Source organism: Aeromonas sp. MR7 (assembly GCF_963899385.1).
GTDB lineage: Bacteria > Pseudomonadota > Gammaproteobacteria > Enterobacterales > Aeromonadaceae > Aeromonas > Aeromonas bestiarum.
The window spans coordinates 20,811-44,981 of the sequence record NZ_CAWQXH010000011.1; the positions used below are offsets into that span (position 1 = coordinate 20,811).

24 protein-coding genes are annotated in these 24,171 nt (G+C 60.9%); 14 read left to right on the top strand and 10 right to left on the bottom strand.

Going from position 1 to position 24,171, the window contains the following annotated elements; all coding sequences use genetic code 11:
• Positions 1-3: 3 nt before the first annotated feature.
• From AACW87_RS05030 to nqrM, 7 genes are read left to right on the top strand one after another with little or no spacing between them, the layout of a single operon-like run.
• Positions 4-1,233 (top strand): NADH:ubiquinone reductase (Na(+)-transporting) subunit B, encoded by a 1,230-nt coding sequence (locus tag AACW87_RS05030; RefSeq protein ID WP_241324358.1) that lies wholly within the window; start codon positions 4-6, stop codon positions 1,231-1,233.
• Complete coding sequence (locus tag AACW87_RS05035) at positions 1,223-2,011, top strand: Na(+)-translocating NADH-quinone reductase subunit C (protein WP_033132102.1); 789 nt, start codon at positions 1,223-1,225, stop codon at positions 2,009-2,011. The genes AACW87_RS05030 and AACW87_RS05035 overlap by 11 nt, the downstream gene beginning before the upstream one ends.
• Positions 2,004-2,636 (top strand): NADH:ubiquinone reductase (Na(+)-transporting) subunit D, encoded by a 633-nt coding sequence (locus AACW87_RS05040; RefSeq protein WP_042654098.1) that lies wholly within the window; start codon positions 2,004-2,006, stop codon positions 2,634-2,636. Before AACW87_RS05035 ends, AACW87_RS05040 begins: the two co-directional genes overlap by 8 nt.
• 3 nt (positions 2,637-2,639) lie before the next feature.
• Complete coding sequence (gene nqrE / locus AACW87_RS05045) at positions 2,640-3,236, top strand: NADH:ubiquinone reductase (Na(+)-transporting) subunit E (RefSeq protein WP_005330713.1); 597 nt, start codon at positions 2,640-2,642, stop codon at positions 3,234-3,236.
• Between the two features lie 17 nt (positions 3,237-3,253).
• The gene (nqrF, locus tag AACW87_RS05050) at positions 3,254-4,477 is read left to right on the top strand and encodes an NADH:ubiquinone reductase (Na(+)-transporting) subunit F (protein ID WP_043134436.1); all 1,224 of its coding nucleotides are present in this window, start codon (positions 3,254-3,256) and stop codon (positions 4,475-4,477) included.
• Positions 4,478-4,480: 3 nt separating this feature from the next.
• Positions 4,481-5,518 carry an FAD:protein FMN transferase gene (locus AACW87_RS05055; RefSeq protein WP_043554759.1) on the top strand — a complete coding sequence of 346 codons (1,038 nt, stop codon included), beginning with the start codon at positions 4,481-4,483 and terminating at the stop codon, positions 5,516-5,518.
• An 11-nt stretch (positions 5,519-5,529) separates the two neighbouring features.
• Positions 5,530-5,754: a (Na+)-NQR maturation NqrM gene (gene nqrM / locus AACW87_RS05060; RefSeq protein ID WP_042867164.1), complete on the top strand. Its 225-nt coding sequence runs from the start codon at positions 5,530-5,532 to the stop codon at positions 5,752-5,754.
• Positions 5,755-5,844: 90 nt separating this feature from the next.
• On the opposite strand, the gene AACW87_RS05065 is transcribed toward nqrM, so the two are convergent.
• The gene (locus tag AACW87_RS05065; protein WP_098984779.1) at positions 5,845-6,063 is read right to left on the bottom strand and encodes a hypothetical protein; all 219 of its coding nucleotides are present in this window, start codon (positions 6,061-6,063) and stop codon (positions 5,845-5,847) included.
• 132 nt (positions 6,064-6,195) lie between these two features.
• Between AACW87_RS05065 and dinB the strand changes: the two genes are divergently transcribed.
• The 6 genes from dinB to rlmM all read left to right on the top strand — a co-directional run bounded on the left by dinB (position 6,196) and on the right by rlmM (position 12,848).
• Positions 6,196-7,248: a DNA polymerase IV gene (gene dinB, locus AACW87_RS05070; protein ID WP_241324359.1), complete on the top strand. Its 1,053-nt coding sequence runs from the start codon at positions 6,196-6,198 to the stop codon at positions 7,246-7,248.
• 66 nt (positions 7,249-7,314) lie between these two features.
• Positions 7,315-9,456, top strand: a complete 2,142-nt coding sequence (locus tag AACW87_RS05075; protein ID WP_241324361.1) for a methyl-accepting chemotaxis protein — start codon at positions 7,315-7,317, stop codon at positions 9,454-9,456.
• A 283-nt stretch (positions 9,457-9,739) separates the two neighbouring features.
• Entirely contained in the window at positions 9,740-10,660 is a 921-nt protein-coding gene (locus tag AACW87_RS05080; RefSeq protein WP_043134445.1) for a transcriptional regulator GcvA, read from the top strand.
• A gap of 32 nt (positions 10,661-10,692) precedes the next feature.
• Positions 10,693-11,331, top strand: coding sequence for an alpha/beta fold hydrolase (locus AACW87_RS05085; RefSeq protein WP_241324363.1), 639 nt, complete (start codon positions 10,693-10,695; stop codon positions 11,329-11,331).
• 31 nt (positions 11,332-11,362) lie between these two features.
• Positions 11,363-11,761, top strand: coding sequence for a DUF423 domain-containing protein (locus tag AACW87_RS05090; RefSeq protein ID WP_043134447.1), 399 nt, complete (start codon positions 11,363-11,365; stop codon positions 11,759-11,761).
• A complete protein-coding gene (rlmM, locus tag AACW87_RS05095) occupies positions 11,754-12,848 on the top strand; it encodes a 23S rRNA (cytidine(2498)-2'-O)-methyltransferase RlmM (protein WP_043134451.1) in 1,095 nt (364 codons plus the stop codon). The genes AACW87_RS05090 and rlmM overlap by 8 nt, the downstream gene beginning before the upstream one ends.
• 74 nt (positions 12,849-12,922) lie before the next feature.
• Here rlmM and AACW87_RS05100 read toward each other — a convergent pair whose 3' ends face one another.
• The 7 genes from AACW87_RS05100 to queF form a co-directional block, all read right to left on the bottom strand.
• A complete protein-coding gene (locus AACW87_RS05100; protein WP_098984775.1) occupies positions 12,923-13,366 on the bottom strand; it encodes a hypothetical protein in 444 nt (147 codons plus the stop codon).
• A gap of 121 nt (positions 13,367-13,487) precedes the next feature.
• Positions 13,488-14,495 carry an isocitrate dehydrogenase gene (locus AACW87_RS05105; protein ID WP_241324364.1) on the bottom strand — a complete coding sequence of 336 codons (1,008 nt, stop codon included), beginning with the start codon at positions 14,493-14,495 and terminating at the stop codon, positions 13,488-13,490.
• A gap of 162 nt (positions 14,496-14,657) precedes the next feature.
• A complete protein-coding gene (xni, locus tag AACW87_RS05110; RefSeq protein WP_241324366.1) occupies positions 14,658-15,467 on the bottom strand; it encodes a flap endonuclease Xni in 810 nt (269 codons plus the stop codon).
• Positions 15,468-15,604: 137 nt separating this feature from the next.
• Positions 15,605-16,960 (bottom strand): nucleotide 5'-monophosphate nucleosidase PpnN, encoded by a 1,356-nt coding sequence (gene ppnN / locus AACW87_RS05115; protein WP_011705076.1) that lies wholly within the window; start codon positions 16,958-16,960, stop codon positions 15,605-15,607.
• A gap of 150 nt (positions 16,961-17,110) precedes the next feature.
• Entirely contained in the window at positions 17,111-18,730 is a 1,620-nt protein-coding gene (locus AACW87_RS05120) for a GGDEF domain-containing protein (protein ID WP_241324368.1), read from the bottom strand.
• A 91-nt stretch (positions 18,731-18,821) separates the two neighbouring features.
• Positions 18,822-21,092, bottom strand: a complete 2,271-nt coding sequence (locus tag AACW87_RS05125) for a hypothetical protein (protein WP_241324369.1) — start codon at positions 21,090-21,092, stop codon at positions 18,822-18,824.
• Positions 21,093-21,347: 255 nt separating this feature from the next.
• Entirely contained in the window at positions 21,348-22,196 is an 849-nt protein-coding gene (gene queF / locus AACW87_RS05130; protein WP_241324371.1) for an NADPH-dependent 7-cyano-7-deazaguanine reductase QueF, read from the bottom strand.
• 177 nt (positions 22,197-22,373) lie between these two features.
• Between queF and syd the strand changes: the two genes are divergently transcribed.
• Entirely contained in the window at positions 22,374-22,922 is a 549-nt protein-coding gene (gene syd / locus AACW87_RS05135) for a SecY-interacting protein (RefSeq protein ID WP_241324373.1), read from the top strand.
• An 87-nt stretch (positions 22,923-23,009) separates the two neighbouring features.
• Here the strand turns inward: syd and AACW87_RS05140 are convergent, their stop codons facing one another.
• Together AACW87_RS05140 and AACW87_RS05145 are read right to left on the bottom strand one after the other, a co-directional pair.
• Entirely contained in the window at positions 23,010-23,795 is a 786-nt protein-coding gene (locus AACW87_RS05140) for a Zn-ribbon-containing protein (protein ID WP_042867179.1), read from the bottom strand.
• Positions 23,796-23,801: 6 nt separating this feature from the next.
• Positions 23,802-24,107: a hypothetical protein gene (locus AACW87_RS05145; protein WP_241324375.1), complete on the bottom strand. Its 306-nt coding sequence runs from the start codon at positions 24,105-24,107 to the stop codon at positions 23,802-23,804.
• Positions 24,108-24,171 lie beyond the last annotated feature (64 nt).

Here is a 24,171-nt window from a genome sequence, read left to right on the forward strand (position 1 = left end):
GCGATGAGTTTCAAGCAACTTCTTGAAAATTTGGAACATCACTTCGAGCCGGGCGGCAAGTACTCCAAGTACTATGCCCTGTTCGAGGCGGCGTATACCCTGTTTTATACCCCCGGGTCCGTGACCCGCAATGCCGCCCACGTCCGTGATGCGATCGATCTGAAGCGCATGATGATCATGGTGTGGCTGGCCGTGTTCCCGGCCATGTTCTGGGGCATGTACAACGTCGGCAACCAGTCCATCGCCGCCATCGCCCATCTGGGCAGCGCGGCCGGTGCCGATACCTGGCAATACACCATCGCGACCCTGCTGGGTGCCTCGCTGGATCCGGCCGTGGCCGGCATCGGCAGCAAGATGCTGATCGGTGCGGCGCACTTCCTGCCCATCTACCTGACCGTGTTCCTGGTCGGTGGCTTCTGGGAAGTGCTGTTCGCCATGGTGCGCAAGCACGAGATCAACGAAGGCTTCTTCGTGACCTCCATCCTGTTCGCCCTGATAGTGCCGCCCGAGCTGCCCCTGTGGCAAGCCGCGCTCGGCATCACCTTCGGCGTGGTGCTGGCCAAGGAAGTGTTCGGCGGTACCGGCAAGAACTTCCTGAACCCGGCCCTGGCGGGTCGTGCGTTCCTGTTCTTCGCCTACCCGGGCCAGATCTCCGGCGATGCCGTCTGGGTGGCCGTTGACGGCTATTCAGGCGCGACCGCGCTGAGCCAGTGGGCCCAGGGCGGCCAGATGGCGCTGATCAACGGTGCCACCGGCGAAGCCATCAGCTGGATGGATGCCTTCCTGGGGAACCTGCCGGGTTCCATCGGTGAAGTCTCCACCCTGATGATCCTCATCGGTGCGGCCATGATCGTCTACATGCGAATCGCCTCCTGGCGCATCATCGCCGGTGTGATGATCGGCATGGTGGCAACCTCCCTGCTGTTCAACGTCATAGGTTCCGATACCAACCCCATGTTCAACATGCCGTGGCACTGGCATCTGGTGCTGGGCGGCTTCGCCTTTGGTATGGCCTTCATGGCGACCGATCCGGTCTCCGCCGCCTTTACCAACAAGGGCAAGTGGTGGTACGGCGCCCTCATCGGCGTCATGGTAGTGCTGATCCGGGTAGTGAACCCCGCGTTCCCGGAAGGCATGATGTTGGCCATTCTGTTTGCTAACCTGTTTGCCCCCTTGTTTGACCATTTCGTGGCGCAGGCGAACATCAAGCGGAGGATCGCACGTGGCGTTTAATAAAGACTCAACCATCGGTACCCTCACCGTGGTGACCGGTCTGTGTCTGGTGTGTTCCATCGTGGTCTCCGTGGCCGCCGTGGGGCTGCGCCCGGCTCAGCTGGAAAACAGGGCGCTGGACAAGCAAAGCAACATCCTGTCCGTTGCCGGTGTCGATGTCAGCTCCGTGGCCAAGCGTGATCTGGCCCAGCTGTATGGCAACAAGATTGAAGCGCGCCTGGTCGACCTGACCACCGGTGAGTTCGTTGACGGCGATGCCGACAACTTCGACACCAAGCTGGCGGCGAAGGATCCGGCCAAGAACATCCGTCTGGCCCCGGCCGACGACAAGGCTGGCCTGCGTCAGATCTCCAGGCTGGTGCCGGTGTTCTTCGCGAAGGATGCAGAAGGCAAGGTCGACAACATCATACTGCCGGTCTACGGCCAGGGTCTGTGGTCCACCATGTACGCCTTCGTGGCGGTCGCGGCCGATGGTCAAACCATCAAGGGCATCACCTACTATGATCACGGCGAAACACCGGGTCTGGGCGGCGAGATCGAGAATCCGGCCTGGCGTGAACTCTTCGTCGGCAAGAAGCTGTTCGATCAAGACGGTCAGCCCGCACTGCGGGTGATCAAGGGGCATGCTCCGGCTGGTTCCGAGCATGACATCGATGGCCTGTCCGGCGCGACCCTGACCGGCAATGGCGTACAGCACACGTTTGACTTCTGGATGGGACCCAAGGGCTTTGGTCCTTTCCTGGCCAAGGTTCGTGCAGGAGAAATCAACAATGGCTGACAAGAGCGAAATGAAAAAATTGCTGTTGACGCCTGTGCTCGGCAACAACCCCATCGCCTTGCAGGTGCTGGGTGTCTGTTCCGCGCTGGCCGTTACCAGCCAGATGAAGACGGCGTTCGTGATGACGCTGGCCGTTACCGCGGTCACCGCCTTCTCCAACCTGTTCATCTCCCTGATCCGCAATCAGATCCCGAACAGCGTGCGGATCATCGCCCAGATGGCGGTGATTGCCTCGCTGGTTATCGTGGTTGACCAGGTGCTCAAGGCCTATGCCTATGACATCTCCAAGCAACTGTCGGTATTCGTGGGCCTGATCATCACCAACTGCATCGTGATGGGTCGTGCCGAAGCCTACGCCATGAAGAGCGCCCCGCTGCCCTCCTTCCTGGACGGTATCGGCAACGGTCTGGGTTACGGCGCCGTGCTGCTGGCCGTGGCCACCGTGCGTGAAATCCTGGGCTCCGGCACCTGGTTCGGTATCGAGCTGCTGCCGCTGGTGAACAATGGTGGCTGGTATGTGCCTAACGGCCTGCTGCTGCTGCCGCCGAGTGCATTCTTCATCATTGGTCTGATCATCTGGGGCGTTCGCACCAAGGATCCCAAGCAGGTGGAGGCAAAGGATTAAGGTATGGAACACTATCTGAGTCTGTTGATTCGTTCGATCTTCATCGAAAACCTGGCGCTCTCCTTCTTCCTGGGGATGTGTACCTTCCTGGCGGTGTCCAAGAAGGTCAAGACGGCCATGGGTCTGGGTATCGCCGTCATTGTGGTACAGACCGTGGCCGTGCCGGCCAACAACCTGATCTACAACTACGTCCTGAAAGATGGCGCCCTGGTATCCGGCCTGGATCTGAGCTTCCTGAGCTTCATCACCTTCATCGGGGTGATCGCGGCGCTGGTGCAGATCCTGGAGATGGCGTTGGACAAGTATTTCCCCGCGCTCTACAACGCCCTGGGTATCTTCCTGCCGCTCATCACCGTGAACTGCGCCATCTTCGGTGGCGTCTCCTTCATGGTGCAGCGTGACTACAACTTCGTGGAGTCTGTGGTCTATGGCGTGGGCTCGGGTGCCGGTTGGATGCTGGCCATCGTGGCGATGGCGGGGATCCGCGAGAAGATGAAGTACTCCGATGTTCCGGAAGGCCTGCGTGGCCTCGGCATCACCTTCATCACCGCGGGTCTGATGGCGCTGGGCTTCATGTCCTTCTCTGGTATTTCCCTGTAATCGGAAAGGAAATATAGATGGAAATTATTCTGGGTGTGGTCATGTTCACCGTGATCCTGCTGGCCCTGGTGGCAGTCATTCTGTTCGCCAAGTCCAAGCTGGTGACCGCCGGTGACGTGACAATCAGCATCAACGGCGACCCGGCCAAGGCTGTCACCAGCCCGGCGGGTGGCAAGCTGCTCGGCGTGTTGGCCGGCAGCGGTATCTTCGTCTCCTCCGCCTGTGGTGGCGGTGGCTCCTGTGGTCAGTGCAAGGTGCGGGTGAAAGCCGGCGGCGGCGATATTCTGCCGACCGAGCTGGATCACATCAGCAAGGGCGAGGCCCGTCATGGCGAGCGTTTGGCCTGTCAGGTCACTGTGCGTGGCGACATGGACATCGAGCTGCCGGAAGAGATCTTCGGGGTGAAGAAGTGGGACTGTACCGTCATCTCCAATGACAACAAGGCCACCTTCATCAAGGAGCTCAAGCTGCAGATCCCCGATGGCGAGAGCGTCCCGTTCCGCGCCGGTGGTTATATCCAGATCGAAGCCCCTGCCCACCATGTGCAGTACAAGCACTTCGATATCCCCGAGGAGTATCGCGGGGACTGGGATCGCTTCAAGATCTTCGAGCTGGAGTCCAAGGTCAACGAGCCGATCATTCGTGCTTATTCCATGGCCAACTATCCGGAAGAGTTCGGCATCATCATGCTGAACGTGCGGATCGCGACTCCGCCGCCGAGCAACTGGACTGCGCCTCCCGGCCAGATGTCCTCCTACATCTTCAGCCTCAAGGCTGGCGACAAGGTGACCATCTCGGGTCCGTTTGGCGAGTTCTTCGCCAAGGACACAGACGCCGAGATGGTGTTCATCGGTGGTGGTGCGGGTATGGCGCCGATGCGCTCCCATATCTTCGACCAGCTGCGTCGCCTGAAGACCCATCGCAAGATGAGCTTCTGGTACGGTGCCCGTTCCAAGCGCGAGATGTTCTATGTCGAAGACTTCGACATGCTGGCCGCCGAGAACGACAACTTCCAGTGGCACGTCGCCCTGTCTGATCCGCAGCCGGAAGACAACTGGGATGGTTACACAGGCTTCATCCACAACGTCTTGTTCGAGAACTATCTCAAGAACCACGAGGCGCCGGAAGATTGTGAATTTTACATGTGCGGGCCTCCCGTCATGAACGCTGCCGTCATCAACATGCTGAAAAACCTCGGTGTTGAAGACGAAAACATCTTGCTGGATGACTTTGGTGGTTAATCAATGCACAGTGTTGTAAAGACCTGGCTAGCCTTCGGGCTAGCCTTTTTCTTGACTGGGTGCGGTCAGGAAACGGTCCAATCCAAGCCGGAGATCCACATCACCGGCAGCACCATGGGTACCTACTACTCCATCAAGGTGGCGGACAACGTCATCACGGATCCGGCCAAGTTCCAGGCCGAGGTCGATGTCTTGCTGGAGCGGGTCAACGACCAGATGTCGACCTATCGTCCCGACTCCGAGCTGTCGCGTTTCAACCAGCACCGCAGCTCGACCCCAGTGGTGGTCTCTCGCGATACCGCGCGTGTGGTGACTGAATCCCTGCATCTGGGCCGTGAGAGCCGCGGCGCGCTGGACGTGACCGTCGGTCCCCTGGTCAATCTGTGGGGTTTCGGGCCGGATGCACGTCCGACCAAGATCCCGTCCGAGGAGCTGATCACCCAGACCCGCCAGAAGACAGGTCTGGGCAATCTGCACGTGATCACCTCCGCCGATGCCGATACCTTGCAAAAGGACATTCCGGATCTCTACGTGGATCTCTCCGCCATCGCCAAGGGCTTTGGGGTGGACAAGGTGGCCGAGTATCTGGAAGCCATGGGGTCTCACAACTATCTGGTGGAGATCGGCGGTGAGCTGCGCATCAATGGTGTCAACGGCAAGGGGCACCCCTGGCGCGTGGCCATCGAGAAGCCGACCGCCAATGCCGGTTCCGTTCAGGAAGTGATAGTGGCCGGTGACAACGGGGTTGCCACCTCGGGTGAATACCGCAACTATTACGAGATGGACGGCCAGCGCTTCTCCCACACCATAGATCCCATGACGGGCAAGCCCATCCAGCATCGCATGGTGTCGGTGACCGTGATCCACCCCTCCTGCATGACGGCAGACGGGCTGGCGACCGTGTTCATGGTGCTCGGGCCCGAGAAGAGCCTGGCCTATGCCAAGGAGCGCGGGCTGGCTATCTTCGTGATCACCAAGACGGCCGATGGCTTTGAAGAGGCGTATTCAGATGCCTTCAAACAGTATCTGGTTAGAAAGTAAGAGGCAGTAGCATGCAGATTTTCTTGATCACCTTCGGGGTGTTTCTGGCGGTCGTGGTGGCCATGGCCATAGGTTACATCTTCCAGAAGAAGACCATCTCAGGTTCCTGCGGTGGGCTGGGCACGATCGGCATCGAGAAAGAGTGCGATTGTCCGGAGCCCTGTGACAACCGCAAGAAGAAGATGGCCAAGGAAGAGGCCCGTCGCAAGATGCTGATCGACAACCGGATCATCTGAGCGGGTCGGGGGCCGAAGTCGTATTCGGACCCATGCTGGATAACAGGCGGGCTGACCTTGTGGTCAGCCCGCTTTTTTATGGCGGTGTGCTCAGTAGTCGTATTGGCGACAGGCTTTCTTGTTGAACTCTGCCTGCCAGCGCGCCAGTTCTTCCCGTGTTCCCAGCTCGTCACCCTGCTTGATGGCCTTTTCCAGTGCCGCTATGCGGTCATACAGCCAGCTGCATTCGGCAGTCGGGTTGTCCTTGCTGCTGCCAGGCTGCGACAGCAGGCAGAACCCCAGCCCTAATCCCAGCCAGAGTGCTTTCATCTCGTCCTCCTTGACCCATGGGGTGGTGAATGGTGCCTTAAGAGTCTATGCCTGTTCGTCGCTTCATGCCGATGGCAGAAACGGCAGCGCTGGGTTAGCATAGGCAGGTTACCTGTTTATCCGTACAGTGGTATGCGCAAAATCATTCACATCGACATGGACTGCTTCTACGCGGCGGTAGAGATGCGGGACAATCCGGCCCTGCGCGAGGTGCCGCTGGCCATCGGCGGCTCGGCAGACAGGCGCGGCGTCATCTCGACCTGCAACTATGTGGCGCGCCGTTTCGGGGTGCGTTCCGCCATGCCGAGCGGCCTGGCCAAGAAGCTCTGCCCGCCGCTGGTGCTCATCCCCGGCCGGATGGCGCTCTACAAGGAGATCTCCCGCCAGCTGCGTGCCATCTTCCTGCGCTACACCGAGCTGGTGGAGCCGCTTTCCCTCGACGAAGCCTATCTCGACGTCACCGACAGCCCCTGCTGTGGCGGCAGTGCCACCCTGATGGCGGCCGAGATCCGTCACGCCATAGTGACCGAGCTCGGGTTGACCGCCTCGGCCGGGGTGGCACCGAACAAGTTTCTGGCCAAGCTGGCCTCGGAGCAGCGCAAGCCCGACGGCCTGTTCGTGATAAAGCCGAATGAGGTGGATGAGTTCGTGCGCCAGCTGCCGTTGGCCAAGCTGCCGGGGATTGGGCGCAAGACGGCCGATCGGCTGGAGTCCCAGGGGCTTTACTCCTGCGAGGATGCGAGAGTGCTCAGCAGCGAGGAGCTGATCGCCCGATTCGGCAAGCTGGGAGAGATGCTGACGGGGCGGATCTGGGGCCATGACGATCAGCCCGTGCAGGCCCAGCGGGTGCGCAAGACCATAGGCGTGGAGACTACGCTGGCCAGCGACGTGCTGGATGAGGCCGCCTGCTGGCAGGTGCTGAGCCAGCTCATTCCCGAGCTGGAGCTGCGCTTTGCCAAGGCTTGCCCGGCAGAGGCGCTGATGGGGCAGGGGATCAAGCTCAAGTTTGCCGATTTTCAGCAGACCACAGTCTATCGTCGTGGCGGTTATCAGCCCGAGCTGTTTCACGATCTGCTCCATGAGGGGCTGCTGCGGGCACAGGGCAAGCCGATCCGGTTGCTCGGGCTGGTGGTCGGGCTGCCCCGTGACGGAGAAGTTAACCAGCTCAGCCTGGATTTCGCCTGATAGGTTAAGTTTTTGTTTCCAAAACCGATACACTGAGCACATCTGTACGAAGTTAGGAATGGTGGCATGAGTTCTCTTTCTGTTCAGGGGCGCATTACCCTGATCGCCGGTTGTTGTTTGTTGGCCAGTGCCGGTGCCCTGGTCGCCTCTTCTCTCTATAGCGCCGCCCGGATGCAGGATCAGGTGCTGACCTCCACCACTGAGGAGGCGCAGCGTTCGGCCGAAAACTGGATGAAGGCGATGGGATCCGAGCAGGCGGCCAAGGTCACCAGTTATCTGGATGAAGCTTATTTCCGCACCACCCTGCTGGCGCAGGGGATCCTGTTCCAGCGCAAGAATGCGGCCGACAACTTCGGCTCCTCCGAGACACTGCGTGGCGCCGTCAATCAGCAACTGCACGATGCGGCGGCCTCCTCGGCCAATCTGCTCGGTGTCTATGCGGTGTTCGAGCCGGATCAGCTCGACGGGGAAGACAGCAACTACCATGGCTCAAGTGCGCTTGGGGCCAACGACAAGGGGCGCTTCTCCACCTATTGGGCCCGGGTCGACGGCAAGATAGAACCCGAGGTGCAAAACGAATCCGTGCTGGCGGACGAGAGTCCGACGGCGGCCGGCGGGGTGGAGAACGAATGGTATCGCTGCAGCATCCGCAGCAAGGCGCTCTGTCTGCTCGAACCTTATCTCGACGATGTGGGGTCGCAGAAGGTGCTGATGACCTCGGTGACAGTCCCCCTGCTGGAGCAGGAGACCCTGCTTGGCATGGTCGGGGTCGATATCTCGTTGGCCACCTTGCAAAACCTGGTCAAAGAGATGGATCAGGCGCTCTATGACGGTCAGGGCAAGGTGCTGCTGGTCAGTCACGAAGGGCGCGCCGCCGGGGTGGATGGTTTTGACGTGACCCTGGGCAGCCCGCTGGGCCAGCAATACCAGGCGCTGGCCGGCGATCTGACCGGCTGGCTCGGCCAGGGGCAGACCATGACCCGCTGGAGCCCGGACGGTTCTTTGCTGCAAACCTTCGTGCCGGTCAGGATGCGTGGCACGGCGCAAACATGGGGCATCTATATCGAGCTGCCTCGCAGTGTGGTGCTGGCCTCGGCCCGTCAGTTGCAAGAGGATCTCTCCAGCCAGGCCAATCGCAGCGTGGTCACCCAGCTGGTGATAGGCGGCGTGATCTCGGCGATCGGGCTGCTCTGCATCTGGCTGATGGCTCATCAGATAGTGGCGCCCATCCGCGCTGTGGTGGCCCGCCTCAAGGACATAGCCACCGGGGAGGGGGACCTGACCCAGCGCATCGACTTGCATCGCGATGACGAGATTGGTGAGCTGGCCAAGTGGTTCAACAGCTTCCTCAACAAGTTGCAGACCACCATCAGTCAGGTGATAGACACGGTCGCCGGCACCCGCGCCAGCGCTGAGCAGGCGGCCCAGGTTGCCGAGCGCACCAGCGCCGGCATGCAGGCCCAGTATCAGGAGGTGGATCTGGTGGCGACCGCCTTCGAAGAGCTCAGCGCCACCGCGCTGCAGGTGGCGGGCAACGCCAACTCGGCGGTGGCGGCAGCCAACCAGGCCGATACCTCGGCGCAGGAGGGCAAGTACGTGGTGGCCGATACCCAGGAGGCGATGCGCAAGCTGATGGCGGTGATCAGCGACGCCAAGCCGGTGGTGGAGCGGCTCTCCGCCAACAGCGAGAACATCAACGACATCCTGGTGGTGATCCAGGGGATCGCCGAGCAGACCAACCTGCTGGCGCTGAACGCGGCCATCGAGGCGGCGCGGGCTGGTGAGCAGGGCCGTGGCTTCGCCGTGGTGGCCGACGAGGTGCGCAATCTGGCGGGGCGTACCCAGAACGCCATCGTCGAGATCCAGACCCTCATAGGGCAGTTGCAATCCGGTACCCAGGCCGTGGTCAAGGCGATCATGACGGGCCACAGCCAGGCGGATGTGACGCTGACAAAGGTGGATCTGTCGGTCAGCGTGCTGGAGCAGATCATCCATGCGGTGGCGACCATACATCAGATGAACGAGCAGATTGCCCGGGCGGCGCAGGAGCAGAGCGGGGTGGCGGACGAGATCAATCGCAACGTCAGCAACATTCGCGATGTGAGCCACACCATACGGGCCGAGGCGGCGACCTCCGCCGAAAACGGGCGCGAGTTGTCGGTGCTGGCGGACAAACAGCAGCAGCTGGTGGGGCAGTTCAAGGTATAGGGATAAGAAAAAAGGCGCCATCCAACCGGAGGCGCCAAACACATTCAGATGACAGACTGGGTTAAATCGGTCCGATTTAAGCCCCTCTTCCCGCAGAGGAAGAAACACAACACCACAATCGCAGACCACTGACTCACAAAAATCACATGTAAACCAACATGGAAGAGAAAAAGTGAGCCATATGACAACGGATTGCGAAGCGAATTATGTTTATTCACTGGTCGGCCCGCAACCGACAAATTATAATGCGGCCCATTAGAAAAACTCATCGTCGGCTGGTCTCATGTCTCGTCGTTTACCCCCGCTCAATGCACTGAAAGCATTCGAAGCCGCGGCTCGTCACTTAAGCTTCACCCGGGCTGCGGAAGAACTGTTCGTGACCCAGGCTGCCATCAGTCACCAGATCAAGGCGCTGGAGGAGTATCTCGGCATCAAGCTGTTTCGCCGCAAGAACCGCTCGCTGCTGCTGACCGAAGAGGGGCAGGGCTACTTCCTCGACATCAAGGACATCTTCAGCTCCATCTCGGAGGCGACCGACAAGCTGCTGGCCCGCAGCGCCAAGGGGGCGCTCACCGTCTCTCTGCAGCCGAGTTTTGCCATCCAGTGGCTGGTGCCCAGGCTGGTGAAGTTCAGCGAACGCCATCCGGACATAGATGTGCGGATCAAGGCGGTGGACATGGACGAGGGGTCGCTGACCGACGATGTGGACGTGGCCATCTACTACGGCCGTGGCAACTGGCCCGGGCTGAGATCCGACAAGCTGCACACCGAATACCTGATCCCCGTCTGTTCGCCGCTGCTGCTGACCGGCCCCAAGCCGCTGCGCACCCCGGATGATCTGACCCGTCATACCCTGCTGCACGATACCTCCCGCCGTGACTGGAAGGCCTGGTTTCGCCAGCTCGACATAGATGCCCCCAACGTCAATCAGGGGCCCATCTTCAGCCACTCGACCATGGTGATCCAGGCGGCGATCCACGGTCAGGGGGTGGCGCTCGGCCACAGCGTGCTGGCCCAGCCCGAGATCGAAGCGGGCCGGCTCATCTGCCCGTTCGAACAGGTGCTGGTGAGCAAGAACGCCTTCTACCTGGTGTGCCAGGAGCAGCAGTCGGATCAGGGCAAGATAGTGGCCTTTCGCGACTGGATGCTGGAGCTGGTGGAGCAGGAGGAGGCCCGTCGCCGGGCACGGCTCGCCGATGCATGAGGCACTGAGGTGATTGCGTGAGAGAGGACGTCATGACTGAGGTGATAAGGGAGGGGGCAAGCGATGCCCCCGTTCGCATTTTGCTGGCCCACGGCGCCGGTGCCGGCATGGAACACGCCTTTCTCGCCGAGCTGTCACGCCTGCTGGCGGGCACCGATATCGAGGTGGTGCGTTTCAACTTCCCCTACATGAGCAAGCGGGCTCAGGATGGCAAGCGCAGGCCGCCGGACAGAGCGCCCGTGTTGCTCGACCATTGGCGTCAGATGACCCGCGAGTTTGCCCACCCAAGACTGTTTCTGGCGGGCAAGTCCATGGGGGGACGCATGGCGGCAGAGCTGTATCGCGAAGGAGAGGACGAGATGAATGCTGCAGGATTGCTCATTCTCGGGTATCCTTTCCACCCCCCGGCCAAGCCCGACAGCTGGCGGGGCGAAGTGCTCAAGCAGATCAAGACGCCGACCCTGCTGTTGCAAGGGGAGCGCGATACCTTCGGCACGCGCGCCGAACTGGCAGATTTTCCCTTCTCACCCCACGTATCGGTCCACTGGCTGACCGATGGTGACCATGGCTTCAAACCGCGAAAGGCGAGTGGGGTGAGCGAGCAGGAGAACCTGCAACAGGCGGCCGATCGGATAAAGAGCTTTATCGCTGCCACTCGGGCTGAGGCCTGACGCTGGTGAGCGAGACAAGGAGGAGCCAAGGATGCAGATCCAGCGAGAGTTTCAGCGGCATTGGTTGGTGCTGGCGGGCCTGTTTGGCCTGACGGCCACCCTGCTGGGGGCCTACGGTGCCCACGGCCTGGCGGCGAGCGGCATCACGCCTTCGCTGCTGGCGGCGTTCAACACAGCCGTGCAATATCAGTTTTTTCACGCACTGGCCCTGCTGGTGCTGGGTTGGTGCGGTGTGCGCAGCAAGGTGATCACCTTTGCGGGCTTCGCATTTGTGCTGGGGATCCTCGGATTTTCCGGCAGTATTTACGCCATGGTGCTGCTCGGCAGCAAGGGGCTGGGGCTCATTACCCCGGCCGGTGGCCTCTGTTTTATGTTGGGATGGGCGGCTCTGATATGGGCTGGCTGTCGTCTTGGAGGAAAAAATGAATAATCTGCTGCTTTATTGCCGCCCCGGTTTTGAGAAAGAGGCGGCGGCAGAGATCACCGAACGTGCCAGTAACATGCAGTGTTACGGTTTCGCCCGGGTCAAGGACGACAGCGGTTATGTGATATTCGAGCTGTATGACGAGGAGCAGGCCGATCTGCTGGCCCGCAAGCTGCCGTTCAAGGAGCTCATCTTCATCCGCCAGATGCTGGTGGTGACCCATGAGCTGAAGGATCTGGATCTCTCCGACCGGATCTCTCCCATCCTGGAGGCGGCCGCCAGCTATACCATCTGCGGCGATCTGCGGGTGGAGACAGCCGACACCAACGAGGCGAAAGAGCTGTCGGCCTTCTGCCGCAAGTTCACAGTGCCGCTTCGTCAGGCGCTGCGCAGCAACGAGTTGCTGACCAAGAAGGAGACGCCGCACCGTCCGGTGTTCCACGCCTTCTTCATGGCCAACGATCACCTGCTGATCGGTTACTCCTACTCGTTCAACAACTCCGAATTCCACATGGGCATCCCGCGTCTGCGCTGCCCGCCGGATGCCCCGAGCCGCTCCAGCCTCAAGCTGGAAGAGGCCTTCTACGTGTTCGTGCCACGGGAAGAGTGGGACCTGCGTCTCACCTCCGGCATGAAGGCGGTCGATCTGGGTGCCTGCCCGGGTGGCTGGACGCATCAGCTGGTGCGTCGCGGCATGATGGTGACCGCGGTGGATAACGGCACCATGGCCCCCTCCCTGATGGATACAGGCCAGGTGAAGCACCTGCGTGACGACGGTTTTGTGTGGCGTCCCAGCAAGAAGAACATCTACTGGCTGGTGTGCGACATGGTAGAGAAGCCGGCACGGGTTGTTCACATGATTGCCGACTGGTTCCGCGAGAACGACTGCCAGGAGGCGGTGTTCAACCTCAAGCTGCCGATGAAGAAGCGTTACGCCGAAGCTGTGCACAACATAGAGGTGTTGCGCGGCCTGCTCAAGGAGATCGACAACGCCTTTGTCATCCAGGCCAAGCAGCTCTACCACGATCGCGAAGAGATCACGGTACACGTCTACAACAAGTACTGGGTCTCCAAGCTGGAAGCCAAGGACTGACGTCCGGCGCCTTGCCGTGAACGGAAAACAGGACCGACAGCAGAGATGCTGTCGGTCCTGTCGTTTATGCAGGCCTAGAAGCGATAGTCGAAGCGCAGGGAGGACTCGCCGTCGGTGAGCTTGAGCTCTATGTCGAGGGGGATGGATCGATCGGTCGGGCTGAACTCCAGCTTGACCCCGTTGCCGCGCAACTTGATGGAAGTGTTCATGCCACCGGCCTTGAACTTGATCCTGGGTTTGTGCTGCTCGAAGGAGAGACTCACGCTCTTCTCGGCGGTCAGGTTCAGCTTCTGATAGGGGGTGACCTGGCTGTTACCATTGCTGTCGGTCACTATGTCCACCCCGAAGGAGAGCGGTTTGGGCGCCTTGAGCAGCTCGTTGGTATCCATGGTGGAGCGCCAGACCTGGCTGGCTTGCTGGGTGCCGGATGCCGGTAGTTCTTTCCAGGCATTGTCGACCGGTCTGTCTACTGCCATGACACTGCTGCTGATGAGCAGCAGGCTGAAAATAGCGCGCATAATGGATCTCCTTATCCCTTATCTATTGAACATAGTAGCCAATCGATGAGGGGGATAGCGCGCCGCGAGATAAAACAAAGGGAGCCGAGGCTCCCCTTTAAAATCAATACATTAGACTAGATTACAGCCGTTCTATGATGGACTGGGTGAACTCGCTGGTGGAGGCCGTGCCCCCCAGATCCCGGGTGACCCGATCGCCGGATTCTATGGTGGCGCGCACCGCTTCCCGGATGCGTTCAGCCTTGTCCTGCATGCCCAGATATTCCAGCATCTGGATGGAGGCGAGGATCACCGAGGTCGGGTTGGCGATGTTCTTGCCCGCGATATCCGGTGCCGAACCGTGCACCGCTTCGAAGATGGCGGCGCCATCCCCTATGTTGGCGCCCGGCGCCATGCCGAGGCCACCCACCAGACCGGCGCACAGATCCGAGAGGATGTCGCCGAACAGGTTGGTGGTGACCATGACGTCGAACCGCTCCGGGTACATCACCAGGTTCATGCAGGCGGCATCGACGATCATCTCCTCGCTCTGGATATCCGGATAGCGGGCCGCCACTTCACGGGCCACTTCCAGGAACAGGCCCGAGGTGGACTTGAGGATGTTGGCCTTGTGGATGATGGTGACCTTCTTGCGCCCTTCCTGACGGGCCAGCTCGAAGGCGAACTTGACGATGCGTTCGGCTCCATCGCGGGTGATGATGCTCATCGCCTCGGCGCTCTGGTTGTCATCGCTGCGCTTCTGGCCAGCGCCCGAGTACATGCCCTCGGTGTTCTCCCGTACCGTGATGATGTCGATGTTGTCGTAACGGCTGCGAGTGCCCTTGAAGGAGATGACGGGGCGGACGTTGGCGTAGAGGTTGAATTTCTTGCGCAGGGAGACATTGATGGAGGTGAAGCCACCGCCGACCGGGGTGGTGAGCGGGCCTTTCAGGCTGACCTTGTTCTTCTCGATCAGATCCAGGGTGGCCTGGGGCAGCAGCTCGCCGTGCTTCTCCAGCGCGACCAGACCGGCATCCGCATATTCGTATTCGAAGTCACAACCGGCGTGGGTCAGGATCTGGATGGCGGATTCTATGATGCTGGGGCCAATGCCGTCGCCCGGGATGACGGTAATTTTTCTTTTTGACATGAGAGGTATCCACTTCTAGGGAACAGAGGGGGAGGATTCGGCCGTTTTATACCATTTCTACACCTAACCCTCCATGTTTCTTTACATTCTATCTGCTTTTGTCAACAGCAAGGGTGAGTCCCGTCATGATTGGCAGGATTGCTGGAGCATGGTGGAGGCCCGTCAGGCCTCGCTGTCTGGCACAGGAGGATAGCGTATCTCCCGCAGGTTGAACCCCAGCGGAATGTCCCGCTGCAGCTGCACCAGCCGCTGGGCCAGAAGGGCCTCATCCTGGTGCTGGCGTAGCTTGAGCAAGGGTTTGCCGGCACCCTCCTGCTGGCAGGCTGCGAGCAGGGCCGACAAGCTGCCATGTTGTTGCAGCAACTGGGTCGCTGTCTTGGGGCCTATGCCGGGCACCCCCTTGATGTTGGAGCCAGCTATGCCGGTCAGGGCCCAGAAATCCACCAGTTGCGCCGGCGCCACCCCGTATTGCTGCTCGACGAAGGCGGCATCCAGCCAGCGCTTGTTGAAGTAGTCGCGGATCTGGATCTGCGGGCAGATAAGCTGACAAAATCCCTTGTCGGTGGAGATGATGGTGGCCCTGGCCCCGTGCTGGGCAATGCCGGTGGCCAGGGTGGCGATCAGGTCATCCGCCTCGTCGGTCTGGGAGAGCAGGGCATCCACGCCGCACTCCCAGAACGCATCCTGCAAGCTGTTCAAGCCTTCGCGCAGCTCGACCGGCATGGGGGTTCGCCCCTCCTTGTAGGCCGGATAGACCTCTTTGCGCCAGCTGTGCACCTCGCCGTCAAATACCGCTATGGCGTGGGTCGGCTCGCTGCCGGCCAGCAGCTTGCGGCAGGTGTTGATGAGGTTGGCACGGGTGGCGATCAGCGCCTGGGCCGGGGTCAGCGCCTGCTGGGCTTGCACCGCATGCAGACGACGGATGAGGTTGAGGGCATCTATGATGAGCAGGTGCGGCCTGATAGTTGACATGGGACACTCTTGGCGGTCGAGACGCGCCATTGTAACAAACAGGCCGGCCTGATGGGGGATTGATGGCATTTGCGGGCCAGAGGCCGGTAAAAAAGGGGCGCCAATGCGCCCCCTATTTTCGTATCGCGATGCCAGCCTTAGCGCACTATCTCGTAACAGGGCACGTACTGGCTGCCCGGCAGCTTCATCCGTTGCTGCTTGACGAAGCTCTCCAGCAGCTTGTCCATCAGGTGCATCAGCTCCTTGTCGCCGTGCAGCTTGAAGGGACCCTTCTTCTCGATGGCGCGAATGCCCCCTTCCTTGACGTTGCCGGCGACTATGCCGGAGAAGGCTCGGCGCAGGTTCGCCGCCAGCAGCTGGGGCGGCTGGTTGCGGTGCAGATCCAGGCTGGCCATGTTGGCGTGATCCGGCTCGAACGGCAGCTGGAACTCGGGCTCGATCTTGAGGGACCAGTTGAAGGAGTAGGCATCGCCGACCGACTTGCGATATTCGCGGATCTTGGGCATCGCCTCCTTCATCACCCGGGCCACTTCCGGCGCATCGCCGACGATGATCCGGTAGAGGCTGGTGGCAGGCTCGCCCAGGGTCGCCTTGACGAAGTCATCGATGGCGCGGAAGTAATCGGCGCTCTCCTTCGGACCGGTCAGGATGATCGGCATGGGCTGCCGCTCGTTGGCCGGGTGCATCATGATGCCAAGCAGGTAGAGCAGCTCTTCGGCTGTGCCGACTCCGCCCGGGAATATGATGATGCCGTGGCCCAGACGGACGAAGGCCTCCAGCCGCTTCTCTATGTCCGGCAGTATCACCAGCTCGTTGACGATAGGGTTGGGCGGCTCGGCGGCTATGATGGACGGCTCGGTCAGGCCTATGTAACGGCCGTTGCGCACCCGCTGCTTGGCGTGGCCGACGGCGGCACCCTTCATGGGCCCTTCCATGGCACCCGGGCCGCAGCCGGTGCAGATGTTGAGCTCGCGCAGCCCCAGCTCGCTGCCCACCGCGCGGGTGTACTGGTACTCGATCTCGTTGATGGAGTGGCCGCCCCAGCAGACCACCAGGTTGGGATCCGCGCCCGGCAGGATCGCCTTGGCGTTGCGCAGTATGGCGAATACCACGTTGGAGATGTGGGTGGAGCTGGTCAGGTTGACCAGCCGGTTCGACTCCAGCTGGGTCGAGACATAGAGGATGTCGCGCAGCACGGAGAAGAGGTGCTCCTGAATGCCGCGGATGATCTCGCCATCCACAAAGGCGTGTTCGGGGGCATTGAACAGTTCGAGTTTGACCCCGCGCTCGCGCCGGATCACATGAATATCAAAGGATTTGAAGCGCTCCAGTATCTCTTTGGAGCTGTCGGTATGGCTACCTGAGTTGAGCACTGCCAGCGAGCAGTTGCGAAACAGTTGATAGATATCGCTGGAGGCTGTTTGTTTGAGGCGATCCACCTCGAGTTGTGACAGCAAGTCCATGCTGCCGACAGGATTGATATGCGTAATCATAGGTTCCCCTTTCACTCGCTTGTTATCGTTGTGCTTTTCCCTGGGGAGAAAACGGGATGCCCTGTGGCATCCCTTGAATTTGATAGTAGATGTAAGCGGTGGGGCAGGGGAATAGGGGAGAAGTGCGTTTGCTGCTTTTTTAGCCTGCCATCAGGCCAGGTTGACCTGATCCCGGCCCGAGTTCTTGGAGCTGTAGAGCGCCTTGTCGGCCCGCTCGAACGCATCCGTGGTGTGATCCCCTTCCCGGAACAGGGTGGCACCGATGGAGATGGTGATCTCGACCCTGGCATCGCGAAAACGGAACGGAATGCTCTTGATGGTCTGACGCAGGGTCTCCAGCGGCTTCTGGTACTTGTCCGGGTTGATGTTCGGCAGCAGCACCACGAACTCCTCACCACCGAAGCGGGCGATGAAGTCGGTGTCACGCAGAGCCCCCTGCAGCGCCTTGGCAACCACCTTCAACGCCTTGTCACCGGCCATGTGGCCGTAGTTGTCGTTGATGTTCTTGAAGTGATCTATGTCGATGATGGCCAGGCACAGCGGCGTGCTGTAGCGCAACCAGCGCTTGTATTCGAGTTCGAGCCGCTCGTCGAGGGCCGCCCGGTTGTGCACCTGGGTCAGGCTGTCGAGGAACAGCTTGTGCTTCTGGATGGTAAGGCGCTTCTTGTATTCGGCGGTCTCCTCCTTCATCAGCCGCAGCTTGGCCTCCATGGTGGAGAGGCGGGTGAGCAGGTGGCGCTCGCGGGCGGCCATGGCTTCCCTGTCCTGCAACAGCAGGTTGATGGCCCCCATGTGGCCCGAGATGGCGCCCTTGAGCTCATCGAGGGAGTCGTGGCTGGCCAGGGTATGATCGATGGCCTTCAGCTCCTTGTCGATGGCCTGACGGGTATCCTGGGTGGCGCTTTGCAGGGCGCGCCCCTCGTCGAGGGATTCGGTGAAGCTGAAATGCACAGCCGAGAGGCTCTCGTTGAGGGTGCTGAGAAACGCCTGGGAGGATTTTCGCTCCTCGCGGGTGCCCTCTATGATGAGCTCGATGATCTGCAGGCAGATCTCGGCCAGCAGCGGCGGCGTGATGCCACTCAGCAGCTGGCGACGGATATCCGCCAGGCTCTCGCCGACGGCACCGGCAAAGTCCAGCTCGGTGATGAGCCGCTGCAACTCGTCGGCTATGTGGGCGTGGGTCTTGGCATCAAACGGGATGGTTGGCTCGGGGGACGAGAGCTCGGCTATGGCCACGGCCGGCGTGCTGGCAACGGGGGCCTGCGCCAGCAGGGGCTGGGTCGGCAGCAGCTGGATCTTGATGGCCTGCTGGTAGAACTCCAGCAGCCGGATCACCTTCTTCTGATGATCGCCTATGCCATAGCCATCCGGGCTCGCCAGAAACTCCTTGAGGGACTTGCGGGTATCCTCCGGGAAGCCCTTGATGGACTTGAGCTGCTTGGAGCCAAGGTCGATGGCGGACTTGGTCAGGGTGATGGACTCTTCCAGCGCGTTGCCGTGCTGCTGCAACAGCTTCTCGATGACGGCGAGATCGGCGTCGAGGGCGGAGAGCGGCGGATTGCCATCGAGTTTTTGCTTGAGCTTGGCGAGCTTGTTGTCCAGCTCGCGATCGTGGCCGCGACAGGCCTGCATCAACTTGCCGATGAACTGGATGTTGCGGGCGCGCTCGGTGTCGGAGAAAGAGACGATGCCGTCGAGCTCCAGCTGCTTTTGCTGAAGGGATTCCCTGAGTCTGGCCAATTGTCCTGCTACGGCAGCGATATCATTCATTATTCAGGTCGCCCTGTTGTCATTATCGTTTTTGTGTTGGATAGCAACGGCGGTCGAACCCAGTTCCAGACCCAGTTGATTATCTATATCGTCATTGGTCATCCGGCGCTTTCGTCCGTGAAAGTCGAAGCCAATTAACCCATTGCTTTTCATGAGAAGAATTTACTTTTACCAGTCCCTTGTCAATTGCCATCAAGCAGCATTGCCACACATCCCCATTAAAAAACGCGGCCTGTTGGCAATCGATGGCGGCCAGCTCCAGCCAGACACTTTGCTGGTGTTTTTCACTGAGCTGAATGGCTCCGGCCAGTGCCAGATAACAGAGATCGAACAGGCCGTGGTGATCGAGGGCGGTCGCCGCCTTGGGCAGGAAGGGGTGGCTGACGATGCCGAGGCTGATGTGGCGATCCAGCGGGTGCTGGCAGGGGAAGGCGGCAAAGGCCGCGAGCAGATCCTGGGCCAGCCGGTGCAGGTCTTCCACATGGCGCTGGGGCACCACGTAGAGCAGGTGGCCTTCACGCAGATCGTAGATGCGCCCATCCTGCGGCGTCAGCCCGTTGACATAGCTGCCGAAGGCCTGCTCTATCTCGCGGCTCACCTGATAGCCGTGCTGCTCCAGGCTGTTGACCAGGAAGGGCACCCGAAACAGCAGATAGTGCAGCTTGTCGTCAAATTCGCTGGTGGGCAGCTCGCTCAGATACCAGCGTTCTGATTTTTGCTGGCGTCTGGCCATCTCGCGCGGCCAGCGGCTCATCAGCCGCTGCCAGTTGGCAAGGCCGGTGCGCGGCTCGATCAAGATGGCCTCACCCAGCTGCTTGCCTTGCAGGCGGGCGACCCTGAGCTTGAGCCAGAGGGTGAAGAACAGATAGATGAACAGGGTCAGCAGCAGGCCCGTGATGACGCTCGACCAGAGGTAGCGATCCTGCTGATGCCGGCTGGTATCGAGCTGTTGTTCCAGCTCCTTGATCTGCTGCTCCCGCTCCACCTGGACATAGTTGTCGCGGATCGCCTCCTGCTCCAGATCGACCTGCTGCTGGCGCACCTGCTCGCTGCGCTGGTGGAAATTCTTGTAGCTGTCCAGCGCCTGCTTGAGGTAGCCCTTCTGTTCGTAGGCCACAGAGAGCAGCCGGAAGATCTCGAACTGGCGCTGGGCATCGCCGATCTGGTTGGCCAGCGCGAGCGCGTTTTCCAGCTGCAGGATGGCGATGCCGCCCTCCTTCTGCTTGAGGTGCAGCTCACCCAGCAGCAGCAGGGTGTCGATCAGCGGCTCCTTGTCGTCGCCCAGCTCGTGGGACTGGCGGGCCGCAGTAAGGTAGTTGCGGGCCAGGGTCAGGTTGCCGGTTTGCAGATAGGTCTTGCCTATCTCGTACTTGAGATTGGCGATGCGGGTGCGATTGTTGCCCTCGTCCAGCAGATCCAGCGCATTGAAGAAGTAGACCAGCGCCATGTTCATCTCGCCCTGATCCCGGTTGAGGCGGGCGAGCACGATCAGCGCATCGCTGAGCAGGGAGGGGTTGCCGAGGGCATGGAAGTAGTTGGCGGCCTCATTGGCGTATTGCAGCGCCTTCTGTGGCTCCTGCTCCGCCTGATAGAGGTTCACTATCTGGTTCGACAGCAGCCCGAGGAAGAGGGGATCCTGCAGTCCCCTGGCCTGTTGCTGGGCGTCTATGTAGTCACCGAGCGAGAGCTGGGGCTGCCTGAGGGCATGGTAGAGATCGCCGCTCACCGCGCTGACCCAGGCGCTGGCCAGCGGCTCCTTGGTCTTGTTCGCCCAGCGCCTAGCCTCGGCCAGCTGGCGTTTGGCCTCGTCGAACTGGTGCGCCTCTATGCTGGCGTTGGTGCGCAGCAAGCGGCTGTAGACCTGCAGCTGGCTCTCTTTGAGGCTGGGATTGCTGAGCAGGGTCTCCAGCTGGCCGAGCAGGCCGGCGCTGGAGCCATGGGAGTGATCCTGCAGATTCTGGCTGCGGATCTTGAGATAGAGGCCGTGAGCCTGCAACTCCAGTTGCTGCTCCTTGGCGGCCATGGCGATGCCCTGATCGAGCGACTTCTGTGCCGCCTGGAACTGGCCCAGTTGCAGCAGGCACTCCCCCTTGAGCAGGTGAGCACCTGTGGCCTGGGCGGCCGTGCCATAGCTCAGCAATGGCTCGCGATAGCCGTACTCCTGGCGATTGCTGATGATTTGCTTGGGATTATTGGCTGTGCGTGTCAGGAAGGCCGAGGTGATCTGGACACATCTGGCAGGATCGGTGAGCACCAGGGTCTGGGCCTGCTGCAGATCGATAGACAACTGCTCCTTGGCCAGATCCAGATCAGGAGCCGACAGGGAGGACATCATCATTGCCAGAAAAAACAGTTGATTCATTGGATTAAGGACAGCACAGGGGTGTGGGCATGTTATCCAAGCCCCCCCCTGCCCGTCCAGCGTTTACTGGCGGGGATGGGGGACGGGGTCTGGTATCCAAGCCCCTTGTTGTCAGCCGCGTCCAGCGTTGACTGGCAGTGACAGGGGAAGGGGCCTGGTATCAAGCCCTTCCTGTCTGCCGCGTTCGACGTTTACTGGCAGAGATAGAGGAGGGGCTCGGTATCCAGGCTCCTTCCCGTCAACTGCGCCCGGCGTTTACTGGCGGATAAGGCGCAGGTTGGCGGGGGGAACTTCCCAGTCGCTGCGGAACGGGTTGATATCCAGTCCGCCACGGCGGGTATAGCGGGCATAGACGGTCAGCTGGCTCGGGCGACAGAAGTGCTTGAGATCGGTGAAGATCCGCTCAATGCACTGCTCGTGGAACTCGTTGTGCTGGCGAAACGAGATGAGGTAGCGCAGCAGTTTTTCCCGATCGAGGCGCGGGCCGCGATAGTGGATCACCACGGATCCCCAGTCCGGCTGGCTGGTCACCAGACAGTTGGACTTGAGCAGGTGGCTGTGCAGTGTCTCTTCCACCTCCTCGTTGCTCGCTGCCCCCTGCAGCAGCTCGGCATCGAACTCGTAGCAGTCCACCTCTATGTCTTGCTCGTCGATGCACTCCCCCGGCAGGGTCGCAATGTGGTGGGGCGCCTGGGTCAGCGGGAACAGGGTGACGCTCACATCGCTGCCGGCGCAGGCACTCAGATCCTTGACCAGCAGCGCCTGTACCGTTTCCAGCGAGTCGCAACGGGTCTGGTTGAAGGAGTTGAGGTAGAGCTTGAACGACTTGGATTCGATGAGGTTGGCGCTGGTCGCCGGGACTGAGACCTCGCCGACGGCCACCATGGGCTTGCCTTTGGCATTGAGCCAGGAGAGCTCGTACAGGGTCCAGATGTCACAACCCAGGAACGGCAGCGTGCCGGTCAGGCCGAGGTCGTCGCGGTTCAGGCTGCGCGGTACCGGTTGCAGCAGGGCCGGGCTGTACTGGCTGATGTAGGCGGACTGCTGGCCCAGGCTCAGCCCCTGCAAGGCGCTGGCACCTGCGTATCTCTCTTGTTTGCTCATGTGTTTGATGATCCGGACGTTGAATGGGCCATTGCGCTGGCAGCGGCTGGGGCCCTTGCCCCAGGTCGGCGTTGCGGGAGAATAGCCACCCAGTGGCGACGTCTCGCGCTTCACCTTGTCTGCTCACGGCTTTGATGGTGCAATAGCGGACTTTGGCAGCAATTGTGGGGAATTTCGATGTCGGATCAAGTCTTGTCTGCCCTGGAACACTTTTTTTTACGCTGGCAGCGTGATGGCGAGGCAAGGCGGGGACTGCCCCTGTGTGAATGGGAGGCTGACTGGCGCTCCCCTTGCGAGCTGGATGAGCCCAGAGAGGGACGGGTCGCCTGGCGTCCGCAGCAGCGCAGTGAGCCCGCAGACTTCACGGCCATGGCCGATGCGCTGGAGCTGGTGCTGCATCCCGCTGCCCTTGCCCTGTTTGGCCACTGGTTCAGCCGCCCCATCCCTTGTTCCTACAAGGGGTTGCGCCTTGAGTTGATCCTGCCGTGGAACGAGGCGGATCTGGACCTGCTGAGGGAGAACCTCATCGGCCACCTGCTGATGCTGCGCAAGTTGAAGCGTGCGCCATCTATCTTCATCGCTACCACCCGCAACGAGATGACGCTTATTTCCCTTGATAACGAGAGTGGTCAGGTGTGGCTGGAGTGGCTCGACTCGGGTCGCCGTCTGGCGCTGGCGCCCTCCCTGCCCGATTTTCTTGCGCGGCTGGAGACATTGCCGCAATAAGGGACCTTGCACAAACCCGAACGAAAAGAGCCTTGCCGTGTGGCAAGGCTCTTTTTCATTGTCCCTTTATCACGGCTGGCGTGGCACCTAGTCCTTGAAGTCCCAGGAGAGGTTGGAGACCAGCCGGCAGGGATCGCACTTGAAGTCGAAGATCTCGTGCAGCGGTTCGGTTAGCGCCCATTCACCGCCACAGCCGGGGCAGGGGCGAGCCTTCTCTTCGGCGGCGCTCAGCCCGCCGACCCGATAGAGGTAGTAATAGGTAGGAATGCCGCTCAGGGCCTCCAGCCGCTTGCCGAGATCGCTGCCACGGCGTTGCAGACGGCTGCCTACCTCACCGATTTCGTGCAATGCCGCGTGTTCGGCGATGGAGCCGTTCATCTGCAGCTGATCACACGCCTCCCAATCCTCTTGCCACTTGATGATCTGCTTGTGGTCGCCGTTGGCGATGGCCGGCAGCCGGTAGAGCGGTATGGGGGCGAAGTGGTCGCCACAGCGCAGTGGCGAGCAGGTGTGCAGGAAGCTGGTGTAGAGCAGCATCCAGCTTGGCCGCTCGTCGGTATGGCCGCAAGGATCCGTGCTGTCGGAGAGCAGATCCACCCCTTGCAGCTGGAGTTTTGGCGCGAGCAGTCCCGCCTGATTGAGCTGCTGTTCAGCCAGTGCCACCTGTTCGCTCTGGTTGTCCGGGTGCAGGCTGTCCTGCTCGGGGCAGACCACCCGGCTGATGAACTGCCCCTGCTGCATGCTGGTGGGAAACTCCCGGCCAAGGATCTGGCCCTGATAGCGCAGCATGTCCAGATAGTTGACTATGGCCCGCTCGGCCTCACCGAGGGAGGTATCGCGATAGCATTCAAAGCTGAGTTCGAGAATGTACATGGGGGCTCAGTCCGGCTGGCGTTGAAGCAGCAGGGCGGTCAGGCGATCGACCTTCTGCTCGAGCCGGTTGAGCTGCTCGCTCAACTGCTGCAGGCTGACGGCATCGGCCGCCAGCTCGGGCTTGGCAACCACAGGCGTGGTGGCCTCGGATGATTCTGTGGGCTGGGGTTGCTGTTTCCACTGGCTCAGCACTTTCAGCAGCTCGGCCATGGGCACGGGCTGGCTGAGGCGAGCCTTGACCATGGCGGTGGAGGGGGCGATCCCCTTCGCGGCCAGTTCGTTGGCAATGCGGATGATCTCTTGGGCGGACATGGGGGCTCCTGCGCAGGATGACGGTGATACGGGCTGGACGGGGCACAGAGCTTAACCAAACCGC

Excerpts from the sequence above, each read along its gene's own strand:
- AACW87_RS05030 (WP_241324358.1), top strand. The coding sequence starts at position 4 with ATGAGTTTCAAGCAACTTCTTGAAAATTTGGAACATCACTTCGAGCCG.
- AACW87_RS05040 (WP_042654098.1), top strand. The coding sequence starts at position 2,004 with ATGGCTGACAAGAGCGAAATGAAAAAATTGCTGTTGACGCCTGTGCTC.
- nqrE (WP_005330713.1), top strand. The coding sequence starts at position 2,640 with ATGGAACACTATCTGAGTCTGTTGATTCGTTCGATCTTCATCGAAAAC.
- nqrF (WP_043134436.1), top strand. The coding sequence starts at position 3,254 with ATGGAAATTATTCTGGGTGTGGTCATGTTCACCGTGATCCTGCTGGCC.
- AACW87_RS05055 (WP_043554759.1), top strand. The coding sequence starts at position 4,481 with ATGCACAGTGTTGTAAAGACCTGGCTAGCCTTCGGGCTAGCCTTTTTC.
- nqrM (WP_042867164.1), top strand. The coding sequence starts at position 5,530 with ATGCAGATTTTCTTGATCACCTTCGGGGTGTTTCTGGCGGTCGTGGTG.
- AACW87_RS05065 (WP_098984779.1), bottom strand. The coding sequence starts at position 6,063 with ATGAAAGCACTCTGGCTGGGATTAGGGCTGGGGTTCTGCCTGCTGTCG.
- dinB (WP_241324359.1), top strand. The coding sequence starts at position 6,196 with ATGCGCAAAATCATTCACATCGACATGGACTGCTTCTACGCGGCGGTA.
- AACW87_RS05075 (WP_241324361.1), top strand. The coding sequence starts at position 7,315 with ATGAGTTCTCTTTCTGTTCAGGGGCGCATTACCCTGATCGCCGGTTGT.
- AACW87_RS05080 (WP_043134445.1), top strand. The coding sequence starts at position 9,740 with ATGTCTCGTCGTTTACCCCCGCTCAATGCACTGAAAGCATTCGAAGCC.
- AACW87_RS05085 (WP_241324363.1), top strand. The coding sequence starts at position 10,693 with ATGACTGAGGTGATAAGGGAGGGGGCAAGCGATGCCCCCGTTCGCATT.
- AACW87_RS05090 (WP_043134447.1), top strand. The coding sequence starts at position 11,363 with ATGCAGATCCAGCGAGAGTTTCAGCGGCATTGGTTGGTGCTGGCGGGC.
- rlmM (WP_043134451.1), top strand. The coding sequence starts at position 11,754 with ATGAATAATCTGCTGCTTTATTGCCGCCCCGGTTTTGAGAAAGAGGCG.
- AACW87_RS05100 (WP_098984775.1), bottom strand. The coding sequence starts at position 13,366 with ATGCGCGCTATTTTCAGCCTGCTGCTCATCAGCAGCAGTGTCATGGCA.
- AACW87_RS05105 (WP_241324364.1), bottom strand. The coding sequence starts at position 14,495 with ATGTCAAAAAGAAAAATTACCGTCATCCCGGGCGACGGCATTGGCCCC.
- xni (WP_241324366.1), bottom strand. The coding sequence starts at position 15,467 with ATGTCAACTATCAGGCCGCACCTGCTCATCATAGATGCCCTCAACCTC.
- ppnN (WP_011705076.1), bottom strand. The coding sequence starts at position 16,960 with ATGATTACGCATATCAATCCTGTCGGCAGCATGGACTTGCTGTCACAA.
- AACW87_RS05120 (WP_241324368.1), bottom strand. The coding sequence starts at position 18,730 with ATGAATGATATCGCTGCCGTAGCAGGACAATTGGCCAGACTCAGGGAA.
- AACW87_RS05125 (WP_241324369.1), bottom strand. The coding sequence starts at position 21,092 with ATGAATCAACTGTTTTTTCTGGCAATGATGATGTCCTCCCTGTCGGCT.
- queF (WP_241324371.1), bottom strand. The coding sequence starts at position 22,196 with ATGAGCAAACAAGAGAGATACGCAGGTGCCAGCGCCTTGCAGGGGCTG.
- syd (WP_241324373.1), top strand. The coding sequence starts at position 22,374 with ATGTCGGATCAAGTCTTGTCTGCCCTGGAACACTTTTTTTTACGCTGG.
- AACW87_RS05140 (WP_042867179.1), bottom strand. The coding sequence starts at position 23,795 with ATGTACATTCTCGAACTCAGCTTTGAATGCTATCGCGATACCTCCCTC.
- AACW87_RS05145 (WP_241324375.1), bottom strand. The coding sequence starts at position 24,107 with ATGTCCGCCCAAGAGATCATCCGCATTGCCAACGAACTGGCCGCGAAG.